Source organism: Catenibacterium faecis (genome assembly GCF_014306455.1).
In the GTDB taxonomy this organism is placed as follows: domain Bacteria; phylum Bacillota_I; class Bacilli_A; order Erysipelotrichales; family Coprobacillaceae; genus Catenibacterium; species Catenibacterium mitsuoka_A.
In genome coordinates, this window is the sequence record NZ_JACRWG010000003.1 from 49,621 (window position 1) to 69,496 (window position 19,876).

19 protein-coding genes and 1 other annotated feature are annotated in these 19,876 nt (G+C 34.1%); all 19 genes read right to left on the reverse strand.

Annotated features, from left to right (window positions below):
* Nucleotides 1-193: 193 nt before the first annotated feature.
* Complete coding sequence (locus H8909_RS01980; protein ID WP_187011640.1) at nt 194-634, reverse strand: hypothetical protein; 441 nt, start codon at nt 632-634, stop codon at nt 194-196.
* Between the two features lie 81 nt (nt 635-715).
* Nucleotides 716-3,061, reverse strand: a complete 2,346-nt coding sequence (gene feoB, locus H8909_RS01985; protein ID WP_187011641.1) for a ferrous iron transport protein B — start codon at nt 3,059-3,061, stop codon at nt 716-718.
* A 51-nt stretch (nt 3,062-3,112) separates the two neighbouring features.
* Nucleotides 3,113-3,631 carry an RNA 2'-phosphotransferase gene (locus tag H8909_RS01990; protein WP_187011642.1) on the reverse strand — a complete coding sequence of 173 codons (519 nt, stop codon included), beginning with the start codon at nt 3,629-3,631 and terminating at the stop codon, nt 3,113-3,115.
* Complete coding sequence (locus H8909_RS01995) at nt 3,607-4,068, reverse strand: free L-methionine (R)-S-oxide reductase MsrC (protein ID WP_055233479.1); 462 nt, start codon at nt 4,066-4,068, stop codon at nt 3,607-3,609. The genes H8909_RS01990 and H8909_RS01995 overlap by 25 nt, the downstream gene beginning before the upstream one ends.
* A 2-nt stretch (nt 4,069-4,070) precedes the next feature.
* Nucleotides 4,071-4,598, reverse strand: a complete 528-nt coding sequence (locus H8909_RS02000; protein WP_187011643.1) for a nitroreductase family protein — start codon at nt 4,596-4,598, stop codon at nt 4,071-4,073.
* Nucleotides 4,599-4,681: 83 nt separating this feature from the next.
* Complete coding sequence (locus H8909_RS02005) at nt 4,682-5,503, reverse strand: MetQ/NlpA family ABC transporter substrate-binding protein (protein ID WP_187011644.1); 822 nt, start codon at nt 5,501-5,503, stop codon at nt 4,682-4,684.
* A 23-nt stretch (nt 5,504-5,526) separates the two neighbouring features.
* Nucleotides 5,527-6,198 (reverse strand): methionine ABC transporter permease, encoded by a 672-nt coding sequence (locus H8909_RS02010; protein ID WP_187011645.1) that lies wholly within the window; start codon nt 6,196-6,198, stop codon nt 5,527-5,529.
* Nucleotides 6,188-7,225 (reverse strand): methionine ABC transporter ATP-binding protein, encoded by a 1,038-nt coding sequence (locus tag H8909_RS02015; RefSeq protein ID WP_187011646.1) that lies wholly within the window; start codon nt 7,223-7,225, stop codon nt 6,188-6,190. The genes H8909_RS02010 and H8909_RS02015 overlap by 11 nt, the downstream gene beginning before the upstream one ends.
* Nucleotides 7,226-7,267: 42 nt before the next feature.
* Nucleotides 7,268-7,503 (reverse strand) — a binding site (T-box leader).
* A gap of 146 nt (nt 7,504-7,649) precedes the next feature.
* Nucleotides 7,650-8,159: an NUDIX domain-containing protein gene (locus H8909_RS02020; protein ID WP_187011647.1), complete on the reverse strand. Its 510-nt coding sequence runs from the start codon at nt 8,157-8,159 to the stop codon at nt 7,650-7,652.
* Nucleotides 8,159-9,373, reverse strand: coding sequence for an iron-containing alcohol dehydrogenase (locus H8909_RS02025; protein ID WP_187011648.1), 1,215 nt, complete (start codon nt 9,371-9,373; stop codon nt 8,159-8,161). Before H8909_RS02025 ends, H8909_RS02020 begins: the two co-directional genes overlap by 1 nt.
* 186 nt (nt 9,374-9,559) lie before the next feature.
* The gene (locus tag H8909_RS02030) at nt 9,560-10,345 is read right to left on the reverse strand and encodes a Cof-type HAD-IIB family hydrolase (protein ID WP_117459858.1); all 786 of its coding nucleotides are present in this window, start codon (nt 10,343-10,345) and stop codon (nt 9,560-9,562) included.
* A 58-nt stretch (nt 10,346-10,403) separates the two neighbouring features.
* Nucleotides 10,404-11,522, reverse strand: a complete 1,119-nt coding sequence (locus H8909_RS02035) for an aldo/keto reductase (RefSeq protein ID WP_238928195.1) — start codon at nt 11,520-11,522, stop codon at nt 10,404-10,406.
* Nucleotides 11,523-11,612: 90 nt separating this feature from the next.
* Complete coding sequence (locus tag H8909_RS02040) at nt 11,613-13,706, reverse strand: ATP-binding cassette domain-containing protein (RefSeq protein WP_202985885.1); 2,094 nt, start codon at nt 13,704-13,706, stop codon at nt 11,613-11,615.
* Between the two features lies 1 nt (nt 13,707).
* Complete coding sequence (locus H8909_RS02045; protein WP_238928196.1) at nt 13,708-15,507, reverse strand: ABC transporter ATP-binding protein/permease; 1,800 nt, start codon at nt 15,505-15,507, stop codon at nt 13,708-13,710.
* A gap of 186 nt (nt 15,508-15,693) precedes the next feature.
* A complete protein-coding gene (locus tag H8909_RS02050) occupies nt 15,694-16,059 on the reverse strand; it encodes a helix-turn-helix domain-containing protein (protein WP_187011652.1) in 366 nt (121 codons plus the stop codon).
* A gap of 285 nt (nt 16,060-16,344) precedes the next feature.
* Entirely contained in the window at nt 16,345-16,989 is a 645-nt protein-coding gene (gene pcp, locus H8909_RS02055; protein ID WP_187011653.1) for a pyroglutamyl-peptidase I, read from the reverse strand.
* 12 nt (nt 16,990-17,001) lie between these two features.
* On the reverse strand, nt 17,002-17,940 hold the full coding sequence (locus H8909_RS02060; protein ID WP_187011654.1) for a DUF979 domain-containing protein: 939 nt from the start codon (nt 17,938-17,940) through the stop codon (nt 17,002-17,004).
* 2 nt (nt 17,941-17,942) lie between these two features.
* Nucleotides 17,943-18,644: a DUF969 domain-containing protein gene (locus H8909_RS02065; protein ID WP_187011655.1), complete on the reverse strand. Its 702-nt coding sequence runs from the start codon at nt 18,642-18,644 to the stop codon at nt 17,943-17,945.
* A gap of 146 nt (nt 18,645-18,790) precedes the next feature.
* The gene (locus tag H8909_RS02070) at nt 18,791-19,783 is read right to left on the reverse strand and encodes a 2,5-dihydroxypyridine 5,6-dioxygenase NicX family protein (RefSeq protein ID WP_187011656.1); all 993 of its coding nucleotides are present in this window, start codon (nt 19,781-19,783) and stop codon (nt 18,791-18,793) included.
* Nucleotides 19,784-19,876: the final 93 nt, after the last annotated feature.

Sequence of the window (19,876 nt, forward strand, 5' to 3'; positions counted from 1 at the left end):
AATACCTCCCTTACTCATACTACATAAATCAATTAGTTAATTCAAACTATGTGATAAAGAAAAAAGATAAGCATGGGGAACACTTATCTTCTTTCTTGTATTTACACTTGTACTTTGTAGTCTAACGAAGGGAAGGGATTGCTTGACTACAGTTTATATAATACTTAATGAATGTGTTAAGATTATAATTCGATTATGTCAAATTGTGTGAATCCTTGTTCCCAAACAAATACATATCATCTATAGGAATAATATTTCTCATATATTGTGTGAGATCTATTTCTTTAAGAATGACTTCTCCTACAATAGATACATTATAGTTGTATTCATTTCCCTCTTCATCAATTAACTGAATGCGCCACCAATCACGATTTGTAGAGGATGGATGATTAGAAGATTCAAGAAAGAATTCTTTTAATAGTTCTAAGAGTGTTTCAGCTTTTTCTTGACCTATATTCACTCTTTTACGTCTTATAATTCTTCTAGAATTGAATCCATCTCCGTAATTGTATCCAGTAAACCAGATGTGTCCATCACGCATAATGGTTAAACGCTGACTGACTTCTACACAAGCATCCGGTTTTACTCCACGTCCTTTCGCATCTGAATAAAGTATGATTTTAGATAGTTTCATGATGAACACCTCCTTCAATACATTTATTATAATTAATCACAATAAATGTATCAAACATTACAACTATTTTGAAAAAAATAATTATATGAAGAGTAATCCAATAGTATGTACGATAAAGGCACAAATCCAGGCAATGACACACTGGAAGATGACTATCTTCACAGCCCATGGACCACCTAGTTCTCTTCTAATAGAAGCGATAGCTGCCACGCAAGGTGTATATAATAAACAGAATATTAAGAGTGACAATGCACCTAGAGGTGTAAGTATTGTCATTAAAGATTCTGTTCCTTTAAATAATACTGAGAGTGTAGAAACAACACTTTCTTTAGCCATAAATCCAGCAATGAGTGATGTAGAGATTCTCCAGTCACCAAAACCTAAAGGTTTGAAGATTGGTGCAATGAATCCTGCAACCATCGCTAGAATACTATCCTGTGAATTAGAAACTAAATCTAATCTTAAGTTAAAGCTCTGTAAGAACCAAATGACAATAGAAGCGATAAAGATAATACCAAAGGCTCTTTGTAAGAAATCCTTGGCTTTTTCCCATAATAACTGGAAAGTAGTCTTTGCGCTAGGCATACGGTAATTAGGAAGTTCCATCACAAATGGAACAGCTTCACCCTTGAATAAGAAACGCTTAGAAATGAGGGCTGTAATAATACCCATCACAATACCAAAGATATATAAGCCTACCATGACAAGTCCAGCTTGTTTTGGGAAGAATGCAGCTGCAAAGAATGCATAGATTGGAAGCTTTGCAGTACAGCTCATAAATGGTGTCAACATGATTGTCATCTTACGGTCACGTTCTGAAGGGAGTGTACGGCTGGCCATAACACTTGGAACAGAACATCCAAATCCAATCAACATTGGCACAATACTTCTTCCTGATAAACCAATCTTTCTGAGTAGTTTATCACTTACAAAGGCAACACGCGCCATATATCCTGTATCTTCTAATAATGATAAGAAGAAGAATAAAATAACGATAATAGGTAAGAAACTAATAATAGAACCAACACCCTGGAATACACCATCAATAACTAATGAATGTAGCACTGGGTTAATATTCCAAGCAGTAAGTCCTTTATCTACAACTTGAGTCAAAGCATCAACACCTATTTCCATAAGTGACTGTCCCCAGGCACCAAATACATTAAATGTTAAAAAGAATACTAGTCCCATAATAACGATAAAAGCAGGAAAACCTGTATATTTACCTGTTAAAATTTCATCAATCTTACGGCTTCTTTCTCTTTCTTTACTTTCATGTGGTTTAACTACTGTTTCTTTAACTAATTTATTAATAAAGGTAAAACGCATATCCGCAATAGCGGCAGTACGGTCTAATCCTCTTTCTTCTTCCATCTGTGAAATGATATGTTCAATCATTTCTTTTTCATTTGTATCAAGGTCTAAGGCTGCTTCTACTCTTGCATCGCCTTCTACTAATTTATTAGCCGCAAAACGTAATGGAATACCTGCTCTTTGCGCATGGTCTTCAATTAAATGCATGATGGCATGTAAGCATCTGTGTACTGCACCACCTTCATCATTTTCATCACAAAAGTCCTGTCTTAAAGGTGCTTCTTGATATTTCGCTACATGGATGGCATGATTCACTAATTCATCAATACCTTCATTCTTAGCAGCAGAAATAGGAACAACTGGGATACCCAATAGTTCTTCCATCTTATTTAGATGAACATAACCACCATTACCTCTTACTTCATCCATCATATTCAGTGCTAGAACCATTGGCACATCAAGTTCCATTAACTGCATAGTGAGATATAGGTTTCTTTCTATATTTGTTGCATCTACGATGTTGATGATTCCTTTAGGTTTTTCATCTAAGATATACTGTCTAGATACTAATTCTTCACTTGTATAAGGAGATAAAGAATAAATACCTGGCAAATCAGTTACAAGTGTTTCTGGATGTCCTTTAATAGACCCACTCTTTCTATCAACAGTAACACCAGGGAAGTTCCCTACATGTTGATTAGAACCTGTTAATTGATTAAATAATGTGGTTTTACCACAGTTCTGGTTACCTGCTAACGCAAAGGTAATCTGTGTTCCTTCTGATAAAGGATTTTCAGTCTCTTTATCATGATATTTACCACCTTCACCGAGTCCTGGGTGAATATGGTGTTTAATAGGTGGAATAGGTGTATGATCTTCTACACCTTTAGTTGTCATATCTATTCCAATCTTTTTCGCATCATCTAAACGTAATGTTAGCTCATAGCCATGAATACGTAATTCCATTGGATCACCCATTGGGGCGAATTTTTCCAATGTTACAACAGAACCTGGTATTAAACCCATATCTAGGAAATGTTGTCTTAATGACCCAGAACCTCCTACATAAGTCACTGTAGCACTTTCCCCAATCTTTAATTCATCTAGAGTCATAAAAAACCCTCCTTCATATTCTCTCAACAAGTATAGCACAAAAAAGCTTCCTTAAGTGGAAGCCTTTAAGTATTTTGTAGGTATAATCTTTGTAAGATAGATATTGTTTTCTGAGAGATAGAACTTGTATCCATCTTCATACATCTGTTTAGTATCAATAGTAAAGACATATGGTTTCCCATGTCTTGAACCAACCTTCGTTGCGGTTTCTATATCTTGAGATAAGTGAACATATATACGTGTCTGACTTAATATACCTTCTTCTAAAATAGAAGGTACAAAACGAGTCGCTGTACCATGATAAAGAATATCAGGTGGCTGTACTTCTTTTAAATCTACATTCACAGGAATAGAATGTCCTTGATTCGCACGTATTCTTGTATGATCTCCATTATATGAATAGCGCTGTTTCTCATCTTCTCTCACAATCATATCTAAGTCTTCTATTGTGATGTTTAACGCTTCTAATATCTTTTGAACATCACCATAAGCATGTTCATCAAGTTTAATACCTATACTTTCTGGATGATGTCTCAAAATATAACTTAAACGTCTGCTTTTTCGCTCCATAATGATTTCTCTAACACCTTACCTAGTGCTTCAAATAATTCCTGTTCCTTGTCTCCAAAACGACCTAAACTATTAGAATCAACATCCAATACCGCAATCACTTTACCTTCCTCATCATGTAAAGGGACTACAATTTCAGACTTTGCTTCTGCATCACAGGCAATATAGCCTGGGAATGTAGTCACATCTTCAATAAGAATTGTCTGATCTCCCTGTACACATACACCACAGGCCCCTTTACCTACTTTAATATGTGTACATGCTACTTTACCCTGGAAAGGACCTAAGACAAGTTCCCCTGCTCTCATCATATAAAAACCTACCCAGCTTAAATCATCAATCGCATCCATGAGTAACGCACTTGCATTAGACAAGTTAGTCACAAACCATTCATTTGGTGAAATAAGTTCTTCTAATTGTTTTATTAATAACTCCATTATTATTCCCCCTGTGTATATTCCTCATAAGATACAATCGCACTGATTGGTTTTCTCTTATCATGCATTGGTCCAGGTACACAATCCTCTCTTGGATAACCAATAGGTAAGATCATCACTGGTACATAATTTTCAGGAATATTAAACTGTTTGATTAACTCCTTATAATCAAAAGAACCTACATAAGTAGAACCTAATCCTAAATCAAAGAGTTTAAGCATCATGTATGTAGCCACAATAGACACATCTACTTCACCACATTCTCTATTATGCATATCCTTCCATGATACTGTCTTGTCATAACATAAAATCATTGCGAGAGGTGCATGGAAATGATATTTAGTACATTCCTTTAGTTTTGCAAGATTATCTGGATCTTCTACTACAAGAATTCTTTGTGGCTGATAGTTTACAGCTGTAGGTGCTATTCTTGCAGCTTCTAATATTTTATCTATTTTTTCTTTTTCAACCTTCTGATTAGAAAACTTTCTAACAGAATATCTTTCTTTTAATAACTGATCAAATTCCATAAGTTTGACCTCCTTATAGAACTATTATATAAGAAATACTCTTCTATATAAATAAAAAGCGGTCGAATGACCGCTTCAATTCATTATTCTGCAGGTTTTACAGATACTCCGAATTTCTTTTCAATCCATTTCTTAGTGCTATCGCTCTTTAAGATTTCAACAAGTTTCTTAATTGCTTTATTGTCTTTATTTGATTCTTTTACAGCGATGATATTCTGGTAAGTCTTTGCAGCTTCAGAATTTGAATCTTCAGAAGTGATGATCTTATCAGTTACTTTTGCATCTAATGCATAGTTACCATTAATAATACCGAAATCAACATCAGGTAATTTAGAAGCCACCTGTGCAGCATCTACTTCTACTAATTCAACTTTTTTGTTGTAAGATACAACATCCTTCTTAGTTGCAGTTACACCTGCATCTTTCTTTAATGTAAGAACACCATTGTCTGCAAGTAATAATAAAGCTCTTGCTTCATTAGTTGCATCGTTAGGAATTGCAATCTTAGCACCATCTTTGATATCAGATACTGCTTTATATTTAGTTGAATATAATCCTAAAGGTTCAAAGTGAATCGCTCCTACTGATACTAGATATCCATCATCACCCTTCTTATAACCTTTGTCTTTGTTGTAAGAAGTTAAGTATGGCTGATGCTGGAAGAAGTTTGCATCCAATGAACCATCTGAAGTAGATGGATTGATGTTAGGATAATCTGAGAATTCCTTAATCTTTAATTTATATCCTGCTTTTTCAAATTCTGGCTGGACATGCTTTAAGATAATAGCATGAGGTGAAGTTGTTGCACCTACTGTAATAGTTTTAGAATCTGACTTACTTCCACATCCTGCTAATGAGAAAGCTAAAAGACCTGCTGTAAATACTTTTAAAATGTTTTTGTTCATAATATTTTCCTCCAATGTATTAATTAATGTGTTGTTTTTTCTACGAGTTTGTCACCAATTGCCTGAACAATTGAAATTAAAATAAGAATTAAGATAATAACGACGAATGTGATATCTCCCATTGATCTCTGTAAACCATATCTAATCGCCATATCACCAAGTCCGCCTGCGCCAACAGAACCAACAATCGCAATCTGTCCGACTAACGCAATAAATGAAATTGTAAGACCTCTGATCATCCCTGGAATATTTTCTCTTAGATAAACATCAAAGATGATTTCTTTTGTACTGAGTCCCATCGCAATACTTGCTTCAATGATTCCTGGATCAATTTCCATAATGGCTGATTCCATCTGTCTTGCGACAAATGGTGCTGTTCCTATAACTAGAGGAACAAGTGCACCTTCGATACCAATTGTTGTACCAAATAAGGCACGAGAGAGTACAGCTACAGTAGGAATTAAGATAATGAATGGAATAGATCTAAATAAGTTAATAATCTTATCTAAGATCCAGAAAACTGGTTGATTTTCTTTTAAACCATCTTTTCTAGTGACTACTACAATAACTGCTAATAAGATTCCAATAACCACTGAGATTAAACCACTGATTACCAACATTAATAATGTATCAATAATAGCTTGTGGGAAATCTGAAGCAAACTCTATAACGTTTGGAAATAGCTTAGTTACCACGTTTAATCACCTCCACTTTAACTCCCTGTTGTTTTGTGAATTCTAATGCTTTCTTGATATCTACATCTTCACCTGTAAAGATTGTAATAAGTGTACCAATTGGCTGTCCCTGGATAATTTCTACATTCCCAAAGATAATAGAACAATCTACATTGTAATCTCTTGATAATACTGAAATTAATGCGACATCTGTATTAGAACTCTGATACTGTAACTTTACCATCTGCTGGTTTTCATTTAACTGTGTAATACGATGATTGTCTTTGATCAATTCATCAATCTTATTAAGATTATTTGTAGTAGCGATAAAGTTCTTAGTAATCTGATGCTGTGGATTAGAGAAGATATCAACAATACTGCCTTGTTCTACCACACGACCATCTTCCATGACTGCCACCTTATCACATACTTCCTTGACTACAGCCATTTCATGAGTAATTAAAATAACTGTTAAGCCAAATTCTTTATTTACTTTCTTAATAAGCTGAAGAATACTTTGTGTTGTCTGAGGGTCTAAAGCACTTGTGGCTTCATCACATAGAAGTACTTTAGGATTGTTGGCAAGCGCTCTTGCGATTGCAACTCTTTGTTTCTGTCCTCCAGATAACTGACTTGGATAAGAATCTTTTCTTTCCACCAAATCGATAAGTTCGAGTAATTCTAAGACTCTCTTTTGAATCTTATCCTTACTCCAGCCTAGATGTTTTAATGGAAAAGCGATATTGTCGTAAATAGTACGACTGTTGTAAAGATTAAAGTGCTGGAAGATCATTCCGATCTTTTCTCTTTCTTTTCTTAAATCTGCATCGGATAGTTTTAATAAATCTTTATCCCCAAATACAACAGCGCCGCTATCAGGTTTTTCTAATAAGTTGATACATCTTACTAATGTAGATTTACCAGCCCCTGAGAAACCAATAATACCGTAGATTTCACCTTCTTCAATATTCAGACTGACATCCTTGACAGCATGGACATCGCCATCTTTAGTCTTAAAAGTCTTTGTAACATGTTCTAAGTGGATCATGTTCTCTCTCCTTCCCTTAAATAAAAAACGTTCTCATCCATATAATAGGACGAGAACGTATCGTTTCGTGTTACCACCTAAATTCATTATTAAGTCACCTTAATAACCTCTTCGAGTACATGCATACTCTATCGCTGTAACGGGCGCTCCCGTCATGACTTACATTTCAGCCATGCAACTCCAAGACCATCTTCCTATAACTTCCCTTCATTCCTTCTCAGCTAACGGAACTCTCTGTATAAGTTTCATTACAGTACTCTTCTTTTCACTGTCTTTTCTTGATGTGGTTTCATCTTAGCACCACAAATTTAGTGCGTCAACACAAAACACGATAATATCTACTATTTTAGTAGGATTATAGTTTTATAAAATAGGGTACCATAGTTTTAAACTATATCAGTGTGTAAAAAAAGGATCTGTATTTCTACAGACCCTTATCTATAGCATCATGAATAATATCAGCATGATCAAAGGCAAGATCATTCATACCTATATTGATATCACCACATCTTAAATGTGTTTCATCAACAATAGTGAACCATTTTGCTTCTTTGGCATCATCACCAGCTTCTGGATGAATACTCTTCTTATCTACATCTGCATAAAATGCGGTAGATACAACCCATCCACGAGGATCTCTTCCCGGCTGACTATAAACACCTACAAGCTTCATAGACACACCTTCTATACCTGTCTCTTCTTTAAGTTCTCTTGAAGCCGTCTTTTCAATCGGTTCATTCTTATTAGCGAAGCCACCAGGCAGTGCCCATTTACCTATATAAGGATGTCCACCACGTTTAACCAATAGAATCTCTGTCTCATCAGAATGAGCAAAGATACAAATATCAGCTGTCAGTGAAGGTTTAGGATATTTATCAGGATTATAGCTTTTTAAAAATTCTTCTTCTGTAAGACCGTTCTTATCTCTACACATTAGAAATCAACTTCTGTATCGTAGTAGCAAGCCTTTAATAATTTTTCCATTTCTTCCTGAGTTGGAATACGTGGGTTAGAACCTGTACATGCATCAGCAATAGCGTTCTTAGCGATTTCTGGTAATCTTTCTAAGAATACATCTTCAGGTACAAATCCAACTTCAGCTGGTAAACCATCAGCACCATAGTGGTTGATACTATGTGGGATATTTAATGCATCATTCATACCTCTTAAGTATTTAATTAATAATGCAACCTTTTCATCATCATTTTCTCCACCTAAGTGCATGTAATCAGCGATTACACCATAACGTTTCTTAGCTGTTTCATCTTTAGCATTATAAGCAATAACCTTTGGTAAGTACATAGCATTAGCTGCACCATGGATAATATGTCCACCCTGGTCTACGAAAGCAGCACCAGTCTTATGAGCCATTGAATGTACGATACCTAATAATGCGTTAGAGAATGCCATACCTGCTAAGCACTGTGCATCATGCATATCATCTCTGCAGCTCATATCACCACTATATGATTTAACTAAGTTAGCCTGGATCATTTCAATTGCATGAATAGCAAGTGGATCAGTATAGTTACAGTTTGCAGTAGATACATATGCTTCAATTGCATGAGTCATAGCATCCATACCTGTATGAGCAACTAATTTAACTGGCATAGTTTCAGCTAAGTCAGGATCTACGATAGCAACATCTGGAGTGATTTCAAAGTCAGCGATTGGATATTTAATACCTTTATCATAATCAGTAATGATTGAGAAAGCTGTAACTTCAGTTGCAGTACCACTTGTAGATGGGATTGCGCAGAAATGAGCTTTCTTTCTTAACTTTGGAATACCAAATACTTTACACATTTCTTCGAATGTGATTTCTGGATATTCATATTTAATCCACATAGCTTTTGCAGCATCGATAGGTGAACCTCCACCCATAGCTACGATCCAGTCAGGCTTGAATTCTTCCATAACTGCAGCACCTTTCATAACTGTAGTTACTGATGGATCTGGTTCGATACCTTCATATAATTTAACTTCCATACCAGCTTCTTCAAGATATTTAACAGCTCTATCTAGGAAGCCATTTCTCTTCATGCTTCCGCCACCTACACAGACAATAGCTTTCTTACCTTCTAAGTTCTTAAGGTTTTCTAAGGCACCTTTGCCATGATATAAATCTCTTGGTAATGTAAATCTCATATTATATTTTCCTCCTATACAGTACCTTTGATGACTAACTTTTCATCTAGTGAAAATTTTATCATAAACGCTTACATTAGTCAATGTTACAAAGGTGCTTACAGTTTAAAAAATACAATGCATATCTTTACTTTTTGCGATAATAAAGCCATTTTTTAGACTTCAAAAAATTTTCAAAAAAACAATTTATTTTTTTCTTTGATTTATATACTGAGGCACACTTATATGGATAACTTCATCTGCACATTTGATGAGTTCAGGAGCAGCATTTTCTACAGCGCAGCTATAATCAGCTTCTTCAAACATTTCGATATCATTCTTCCCATCTCCAAATACAACCACTTCATTACATTGTAGTTTCTGTTTTAAGTATTTAATCGCATTCGCTTTAGAAGCATCAGGAGACATAACCTCTAACCACCAGTCATGAGAATACATTTCCTGATCAAAGACAGCATAATAGTCTTCCTTAAACAAATCATAGAGAGGCTTTAATTTATCATAATCATCTATCAATAATAAATAGAATATATCCCCCTCATAGAGATCTTTATAAGTATTCACAGGATGATTTCTAGGATCATCTAAATGATCATCCACAAAAGCTTTTACTCCCGCACTCATCTTATCCTTAATATAAGAGAAGTAGTTATTCTTTCCTATTTGAGAATATACAATAGGTGAGATATCATAATCCTTTACAGTATCTAGTATAGAATCTCCTAAATAGTTTCCTAGGATCATATCTCCTTTAGGTGATAATATAAATGTCCCATTCTGGACAATTATAGGAAGCTTAAAGTTTATATCACCTATTACCTGTTTTGCGGTAATAAGAGAACGTGCAGTCGCATAGGTGATATTTACATCTTCTTCTATGAGCTGATTAATGAGTTTTAAGTTTTCTGGTTTAATCGATTTATCAGGTTCAAGTAATGTACCATCTAGATCTGTTACATAGAGTGTCTTCATAATTTCCTCCCATAAAAAAACATCATGATACTATTTTACCATGATGTTTAAGAAAAAGTTATTTTTCAAAGTATTCTGCGACTTTTTGCAAGTTCTCAATAATTGGAAGATGCTGTGGACATGCTGCTTCACACTGCCCACATCCAATACATTCACTTGCTTTACCAAATGTATGTGTTAAACGTGTATAGTATTCTCCCTGAGGTCTCCATGATTTAGTCGCTACTTCCTGTTTATCAGCATTATAGAGTGAGAAATATTTAGGAATCGCAATATGCATTGGACAACCTTCTGTACAATAAGAACAGCCAGTACAAGGAATTTCAATACTACTATTAATAATATCAACAGCCTTCTTAATCAGTGTCTGTTCTTCCTCATTTAAAGGCTTAAAGTCTTCCATATAACCTGTATTATCTAATAGCTGTTCCATATTACTCATACCAGATAAGACAACCTGGACATTATCTAAACTTGCCGCAAAACGAATTGCCCAAGATGGAATAGACATATCTGGATGATAAGACTTGAATGTCTCTTCTACTTCATCAGGTACATTTGCGAGAGTACCACCCTTCACTGGTTCCATTACAAATACAGGAACATGATGTCTCACTGCAGCTTCATAACATTTACGAGACTGTACACCTTCACTTTCCCAATCTAGATAATTCAACTGAAGCTGTACAAATTCTACTTCTGGATGTTCAGATAAGACACGTTCTAATAAGTCTGCATTATCATGGAAAGAGAAACCAATATGTTTTACTAATCCTTTTTCTTTCTTATCCTTCAGCCATGTGAAACAGTCCAATTCTGTATATTTCTTATAATGATCTGTTCCTACATCATGTAAGAGATAATAATCAAAGTATTCTGCACCTGTTTTTCTTAACTGTTCATTGAAGATTCTATCTCTATCTTCTTTTGTTTCAATAAAACCTGCATGAAGCTTATCAGCTAGTGTAAAAGAATCTCTTGGATGTCTTTCTACTAAAGCTGTCTTAGTCGCTTCCTCACTCTTAAAGGCACAATACATCCAGGCTGTATCAAAATAAGTAAATCCTTTTTCTAGAAATGTATCCACCATTCTTTTAGTTTCTTCAATATCAATGCTGCCTGCATCATTTTGATCGAGTAATGGTAGACGCATTAAACCAAATCCTAATTTCTTCATATACATATCCTCCCTACATTCATTTTAACCCTAAAGTAAGGTTTAAGGGCAAGAAAAAAAGAGCTGCAACGCTCAAGATAGTAATAAATACTATCTACTCATTACAGTCCCTTTTGATTTTTTCATAATCATTTGAATAAGTGTAGGAATAAAGAATTCTATGATGAATGCTGCCGTAAAAAATAACAATATCAGCATTTTAGTTACAGGTATAATCAAACTATATATATGTATCCTTATAACAAACTCTATAAAGACTTCTAGTAATACTATTCCTAAAACAGCTAAAATAAGAGAATTTTTGATATAAGTAAGACTAAAACTCTTGCTTATTCTCTTAGTAGTAAAACCTAAGTTATATAGAAAATCTCTTGTTTGTTTTTCTTCCTTAAGAATGAGGTATTTAAGATAGAAATAGAACCCATACAACAATACAAATACTATAATCATGAATTGTATTAATACTTGTTTATTGTTGGAAAGAAGCTTATTGATTGCACTATTATCTACAAAAGCACCTTCTACATTAAAACCTAGTTTTTCTAGTTGTTTTGTGACTTGATCAATATTCTTCAAACTATCTACTCTTACAGTATAAGCACCTGGTTTCCAAGGTGTTTCTACAACGACCTGATCCACATCACTCATTGTATAAGTAGAAGGTAATGATCCTTCATAGAATTTATAATCAGTCCCTTCCGCTCCAGGCACACCATATAATACTTTTGATTGTGTTGCATGATATGTCTTTCTATATTGATTTACAACACTTCGTGGGACATAGATACTGCCAGTACCATTATATGAATTTGAACTTATTTCTGTTCCTTCCTTTAATATACCTCTTACAGGTAGTTCTACCTCTATTAAATCCACAAGGACAGTATTAACATCCACATATTCACTACCTTCTAAATCAATACCTGTCTGTGTAATACCTGATGCATCATACATAGGAACAGGTAAATAGAACTTTAATTTAAGATCATCCATATTGATTGAATCAACTGAAATATCCTGATTAGGTAATAACTGATTACTTATATATACACCTTTATTATCATTATGCTTTACAGTTAAATTTGTATAATCATCTTCATTATCATATACCTGCATACTCACTAGATTTATTGTTTGATTACATTTCTTTCCTGTAAGTTTTGCTTCTTGATATTTCAATTGAGTTTCAGTATCTAATCCAAGTATCATAACATCATTGTATTCTTTTTCATAACGCCATTTAACACTCTCAATATTCTTTACAGATTTAATCTTTTTATAATCTGATTGTGTCATAGGAAATTCTGAACCATTATAAGAATAATAGTCATTACTCATCTTTTCCTTATATACAGTTAAATCTCTCGAAGCAATCGTATTGATTTTTTGTTCATAAGATTCATTATAATGTCCATAAACATTATAGCTATATGCACATATAATCATTGTGAAAGCAACAAGTATATTCATTACTATTCTAAAAGTATGATGAGAAAAACGTAGATTAAATAATTTATGATTATGTGGTATCTGTGATATAAGAGATGTTTCCCTCTTATTTTCTTTTTCTAGAATAAGTGTTTGATCAACCTTATAGAGCACATCTGCTTCTTCAATCATCCTTTGATCATGAGTTGCCACAATCACATAATGTCCCTCTTCAGCATACTCTTTTAGATACTTAATCATTTCTATCGCATAGGATGCATCCAAAGCGGCTGTAGGCTCATCAAGTATCAATATTTCTGGTTGACTCATAATAGCTAAATAGATAGCGACTCTTGTCTTTTCACCACCTGATAAGTTTCTAGGATATTTTTTCTTTAGAGAAGCTATACCAAACTTTTCTTCATATATATCATTTCTTTGATAGCCTAATTTAACTAATTGTTTAATATGTTCCTCTATAGTCATTCCTTCAATAAACAAAGGAATCTGTGGCACCTTGACCATATGATCATAAATGAACTGTTGTCTACTATCTTGATTTAATTCATCCATTCTCTGTCCTTCATAGATATATTCACACTCATATGCGAATTGAAAGGCTTTTAAAAAAGTAGACTTACCAGAACCGCTCTTTCCCTTAATGATACTCAGCACACCTGGAAAAGTATGAAATGATGCATTGTTTAAGATTACTTTATCACCAAATGATATATTTAAATTTTTGATTTCAATCATCTTAATGCACCTCACTTCTTAATTCATCCACTATATTCAACTTATTAATGAACTTGTTTTGAAGAACCATTCTTTCTATCAATAAGATAGCTATGAATAAGACGGTCATACTAGAAAGTGTTATTATATCAAAAGTACCTAGTATACAAGACATGACAACAGAAATAAGGGTAGAACTCACTACAACTATAGATATACTTCCCAATGATTCTATCATGGATATTCTTTGTAAATCCTTTTTTAATAATCCTGATATCAAAAGAAGTACAAGTTCTTTTTTTCTTTGCATAAGAAGATGAGATTCCAATACAATATCAATAAGTACACTAATAACTAGAATCACACCCGCAAATGTAAACATCATATTCTTATAGTAAGAATCAAGACTATTCATAGCCTCTCTATCAGTGAATGAATCATTAATTCTATATCCCCTTGATTCATAATAGTCTATCAATTCATTCAATTCGTTATAGGTATTAGTCTTAATGATATAACCTATATAACGTGGTGTACATCCTGATTGTTTATAGATATCCTGAAGAATTGCATACGGAACATAAATATATCTCTGACTCTTTGATACATAATGAACCTTTTTATTATTCCTAAATACACCATTGATATCAAATATATGAGTTGTCTGATGCATTCCTTTTTGATCAGTGATATAAAGATCTAAATTCACTCTATTATCAGATAATCCCTGATTCAACAGATAATAACTCTCATTATCCATATAGATTCCTGTCTTTGTTTCTTGAATATTTCTATCTATATATTTAGAAAGATCATCATCCTTGAAATAAGGCACAAGATAGACATCTTCTCCTTCTATTTGTGTATATATTTTATATAGAGGAAACGTATTCTTGTCATCTAATTTTATGAAATGAGAATAATCTTGATCCATATAACTATGCTTATCTTTGGTAATAATAGCCTTATTTTCTAATTGTCCTATCAACATCTGCATGCCTTGATCCTTTGAATGATGAATAATACCAAGAATCATCTGTCCAGATACAAGAGACAAAATAAATACCATCATCATCAAAACATACATGAACCTATAATGTTTCACATAGTCCTTTACATACTCTTTATAGAACTTATGATCAACCTGAGAGATAACACCCTTTCCACATATATCTTCTTGAATCACAGAACCATCAGATGTCAGTCTTCCATCTTCTAGTGTATAGACAATATCTGCATACTTTATAGCCTCTTCTGAATGAGAAGCCAACACAATGGTCATATGCGCACTTAATTCTTTTAATATTTTATAGATTTCTATCTCATTCTCATAATCAAGTGAAGCGGTCGGTTCATCTAAGACAAGCACTTGTGGATTACTTACAAGCGCTGTTGCGATAGAAAGTCTCTGTCTTTCCCCTAAAGATAGCGTCATGACATTCTGATTTAAAGTCACATCAAGATGCATCTTATCAAGATAATCCTGTATATCTTTATCAGATAAGTGTTTATTGTGAATATGTGCAAAATACTGTAATGTACCTTTGACATCTAGATGAGCTAATAAATCATTTTCCTGTAATACATAGCTGATACATTCTTTCCTTATATTATTTCTATCTTTTTCTTCTATGAGATGATGATCATAATAGTATTGATACTTGCTTTTTGTATCCATAAGCGCAATACAATAGAGAAGAGCTGTCTTACCTGAACCACTCTTCCCTCTTATAAGAGTAATAGAATGTGCAGGAATAGAAATAGAGGCATGATCAAGAATAACCCTATCATATTCTATACAAATGTCCTTTAATTCAATCATATTATCATTCCCTTTCATATATATATATTACACTTCTAATTATTTTTTTGTAAAGGCTTTCATTGTAATCAAAAAAAGAGCTGTAACGCTCAAGATAGTAATACATTCACACAACACGATAGACTTAAAGCCATCATTAAAATTAACGCTACTATTCTTTTTATAAGAACCTCCTAATTTAAAATACTACATAGTAGCAAAATTAATTACGCATAAGAAAACAAAAAAAAGCAACAATATGATAAGAAAAATCAAAACGCATTTTAAAACCTTTTTTGAACGACGATTTCTACTTGCCAACTGTTCTACCACTCTCGCCAGTTCAACTGCTTTCATATCTTCATTTTTCTCATCGGCAACATCTGATCCTATTAGTTCGCTCACAGACACATCTAATATTTCTGCCAATTTTATTAACATGTCGGCATCTGGAACTGATATTCCCTTTTCCCACTTCGAAATAGTTTGTCGCACAACGTTCAAAGCTTCTGCAACGTTTTCTTGCGTTAAGCCTTTTCGTTTTCTAAATATTTTCAAATTCTTGCTTAACATTTTATGGCTCCTCCTTCATTTGTTTGCTCTATATATACCGTAAATAGTTGCGTTGCACAAGCAACACATATTAACATAGCGTAATTTTATCGTATAGTAGATTCTTTTTTGCAACAAAGCAATATTTTCACTCAATCTTCGGCACCTTTCAAATACATAGATTTCGCCATGGTGGAACCAGTAGTGCCAGACACTATTAACAAATACTTATCCCATCTCCTTATTAATCAATCATTGATTGTAAGGTTTAAGGGCAAGAAAAAAACTCTGTATTAAATACAGAGTTTAGTGAGTCTGACCTTCAACAGTCTTGATATCTTCCTGGTTTTCACCAATAGCTTTAACAGCTGCTTCAATACCAGTCACAATCTGTTCAAGACTTAATGATGGAGCAATTGGCTTACGATTAATAACCTGGCTAGTGATGAATGGAACATGCATGAATCCACCACGAACATCTGGATATTTATTTGCAAGTGTATAAAGTACACCATACATTAAATGGTTACATACATAAGTACCAGCAGTATTAGAAACACTTGCAGGAACACCTGCTTTACGAATTTCTTCAGCCATTGCCTTAATTGGTAATGTAGCGAAATAAGCAGTCTCTCCATCTTCGAATACTGGACCATCTAAAGGCTGATTTCCTTCATTATCAGGAATACGTGCATCATTGATATTGATTGCGACACGTTCTGGAGTTAAATCAAAACGTCCCCCAGCCTGTCCAATACATAATACAGCATCTGGTTTTTCTTTTTCGATTGCAGCAGCTACTGTATCGATAGATTTGTAGAATACTGTAGGAACCATAAGTTTTACAACTTCTACATCTCCTACCTGATCAGAAACTCTTTTAACAGCTTCCCAGGCAGGATTGATTGGTTCGCCACCAAATGGGTCGAAACCTGTTAATAATAATTTCATTTAAAAGCCTCCTTAGAATGCTAAAACGTACATTAAGATAATATGAATTACTAACATAATTAATGCAACTGGAACCTGAGTCATAATAATTCTGTATTTATTCTTAGTTTCCAGCAATGCAGCAGGCATGATATTGAAGTTTGCAGCCATAGGAGTCATTAATGTACCACAGTAACCTGCAGTTAAACCTAAAGCACCAACAACAATAGCATTTGCGCCCTGTGCAATTAAGAATGGATAACCGATACCTACTGTAATAACAGCGAAAGCAGCGAAACCATTACCCATGATCATTGTAAATAATGCCATACCTACACAATAGAAGATAACCGCAACTAAGTGATTTCCTTCAGGGATAAGTGCACCTACACCAGCAGCGATAACAGCACCTACACCAGCTGCAGTAAATAATGAACCTAATGCAGATAATACCTGAGGTAAGATACCTGTAGAACCAACATTATCATTTAATCTGACACCATCTTTGAAAGGTGTAGATAGTTTTGGTTTAAAGATAATATATGCAACGATTAATGCAGCAGCAGCACTAATACCAATCGCATTGTTTGCACCAAGATTTGGTAAGAAAGTTGCAACTAATACGGCAACAAGAGCTAAGCATACTGGTGGGATAAATGATTTATATCCGTATTTGTCTGCATTATCACGAGTTTCCTTAGCAGTTGGGATATGTCTTGCAGCTGGTTTTACTAAACCTAAACCAGATAATACAGCAAGAAGAACAACGATTAAACCAGTAATCCAAGTTGGAATATATGGTCCAACCATAAATGTAACAGCAATTAAGAACCAGAAAAGAGCAGTAGTTACTGGCTTTTCACAGTCTTTATTAGTTAAGGCATTAAACCCTGTTGCAGCAAAGATTGCACCAATAACGCAGTAGAATACTTCTGCGATAATAGTGGCTGTATTCCATTCAATTTGTAACATTGTTATTTGCCTCCTTTTCCATATTTCTTATTAAGTTTCTTATCGAACCATAAAGCATAAGCTCCACCAACAAAAACAGAAATAACTGCAATTGGAATAGACCATAATGCGATCTGGTTAGCAGTAACAACCTGGTCAATACCATGTGACTTAAATAATTCGTTTAAAGTTGCAACAATAAGTAATGTTCCTGAAGCACCCATGAAACAGTTCTGAGCAAAGAAGTTACCATAGTTTTCAGTAGCTGCAGCCATACCTTTGATCTGATCTTCTGTATCTTCATCAATATCACCATATTTCGCAATCGCAGCAGCCTGAGCCATTGGATTGATTAATGGACGGATGAACTGTGGATGACCACCAATTCTTAATGAGAATGCAGACGCAACAGTACGCACACCTTCCCAGATCACTAACAAGCGACCTGTAGTAGCATTCTTAATACCCTTAATCAAGTCTACCGCTTTATCACGTAAGCCCATACGTTCACATAGACCTACAACTGGTAAAGTTAAAATAAATAAAGTTGCTGTACGGTTAGTTAAAAAGGCTGTACCTAGTGTATTTAAAATGTCCATGATAGACATACCACTGATTAAACCTGTTACTAAACCAGCAACAACAACTGTTGCAAGAGTATCGAATTTCATTACGAACCCAATAACGACAATTACGATACCGATAAGTTTAATAGCATCATTCATATGTTTTTCCTCTTCCTTCGTAAAATTATAAAATAATTATACCAATAAATGTCGCTATATGCAAATTGATAGAGACAATATTTCATTAAAATACAAATTGAGCACCCTTACATTTTACGATATTTGAACAAATAAAAAGAGGAGTACTATAATACTCCCCATTCAATCGGCTGAATTGCCTTGGCATGTCCATCTTTCATGATGACTTTATCATCTACAATAATAGTTGGATTATGTGTCACTAAATCAAAATGTCCACGTGCATTATGACTGCCTCCTAAGGCAAGATTTCTACCAAAACCAATATGGAATGTGCCAAAAGCTGATTCATCTTCAATATAGCTGGCTCCACGACACTTAGATATTGTATTTAAACCTATTCCAAATTCTGCGGCACAATACATTTCTAAATCATCAAATGATTCTAAGTATTCTTTCAGTTTACGTCCATCTTCTGTATCTTCGATATAAGTGATATAACCATTCTCTATTTTTATTTCTACAGGTTTATCCACTATTCCTATATATCCCATTGATCCATCTAATATAAGTGTGCCGTTTGTATGATATTCTACTGGTGGTATATAGATTTCAAAGCTGGATGATGAACATTTTCCTACTTCCCATAGAGAACCATGGAAGATACCTGGAAAACGATCTGTGATATCAAAGGTGAGGTCTGTACCACGTTTAGTCGTGACATGTATTGTTTTTGCATCACGTAATTCCCAAAACATTGGCATTCCAAGCATTGTGGCTTCATCAGGATCCATTTTTAAGAATTCCTGTTCAAATAATGATTCACCATTATTTGTAGACATGGGCATGGATAAGAACTGTGCGCCACGTGAAAGTGCATAGTTCACAGCATCTGTTGTAATAAATGAATAATTGGTTGCCCCTACTATCGCATCTGCTTTGGCCATTTCCCATTTTAAATCATCTATACTTTTACCATTTTGTATTTCATGTGATTTTAATTGGACAACCTTACAATTAGCACCCACATGATCACATGCTTTTGAGAAGGCATCTGCTTCTTTAAGTTTTGTTTCATCTGTCACAAAATATACTAAATTATCTTTTGTAAGATGGAGCCAGTCTTCTACAACTATTCTTGCTCCTTCATTTATATTCATGTAAAATCAACCTCCAATGCTCATTATATATAAAATCAACATTTCTTGCGATACATATGATTGAAAACTACTCAACAACTTGTATTGCAGTTC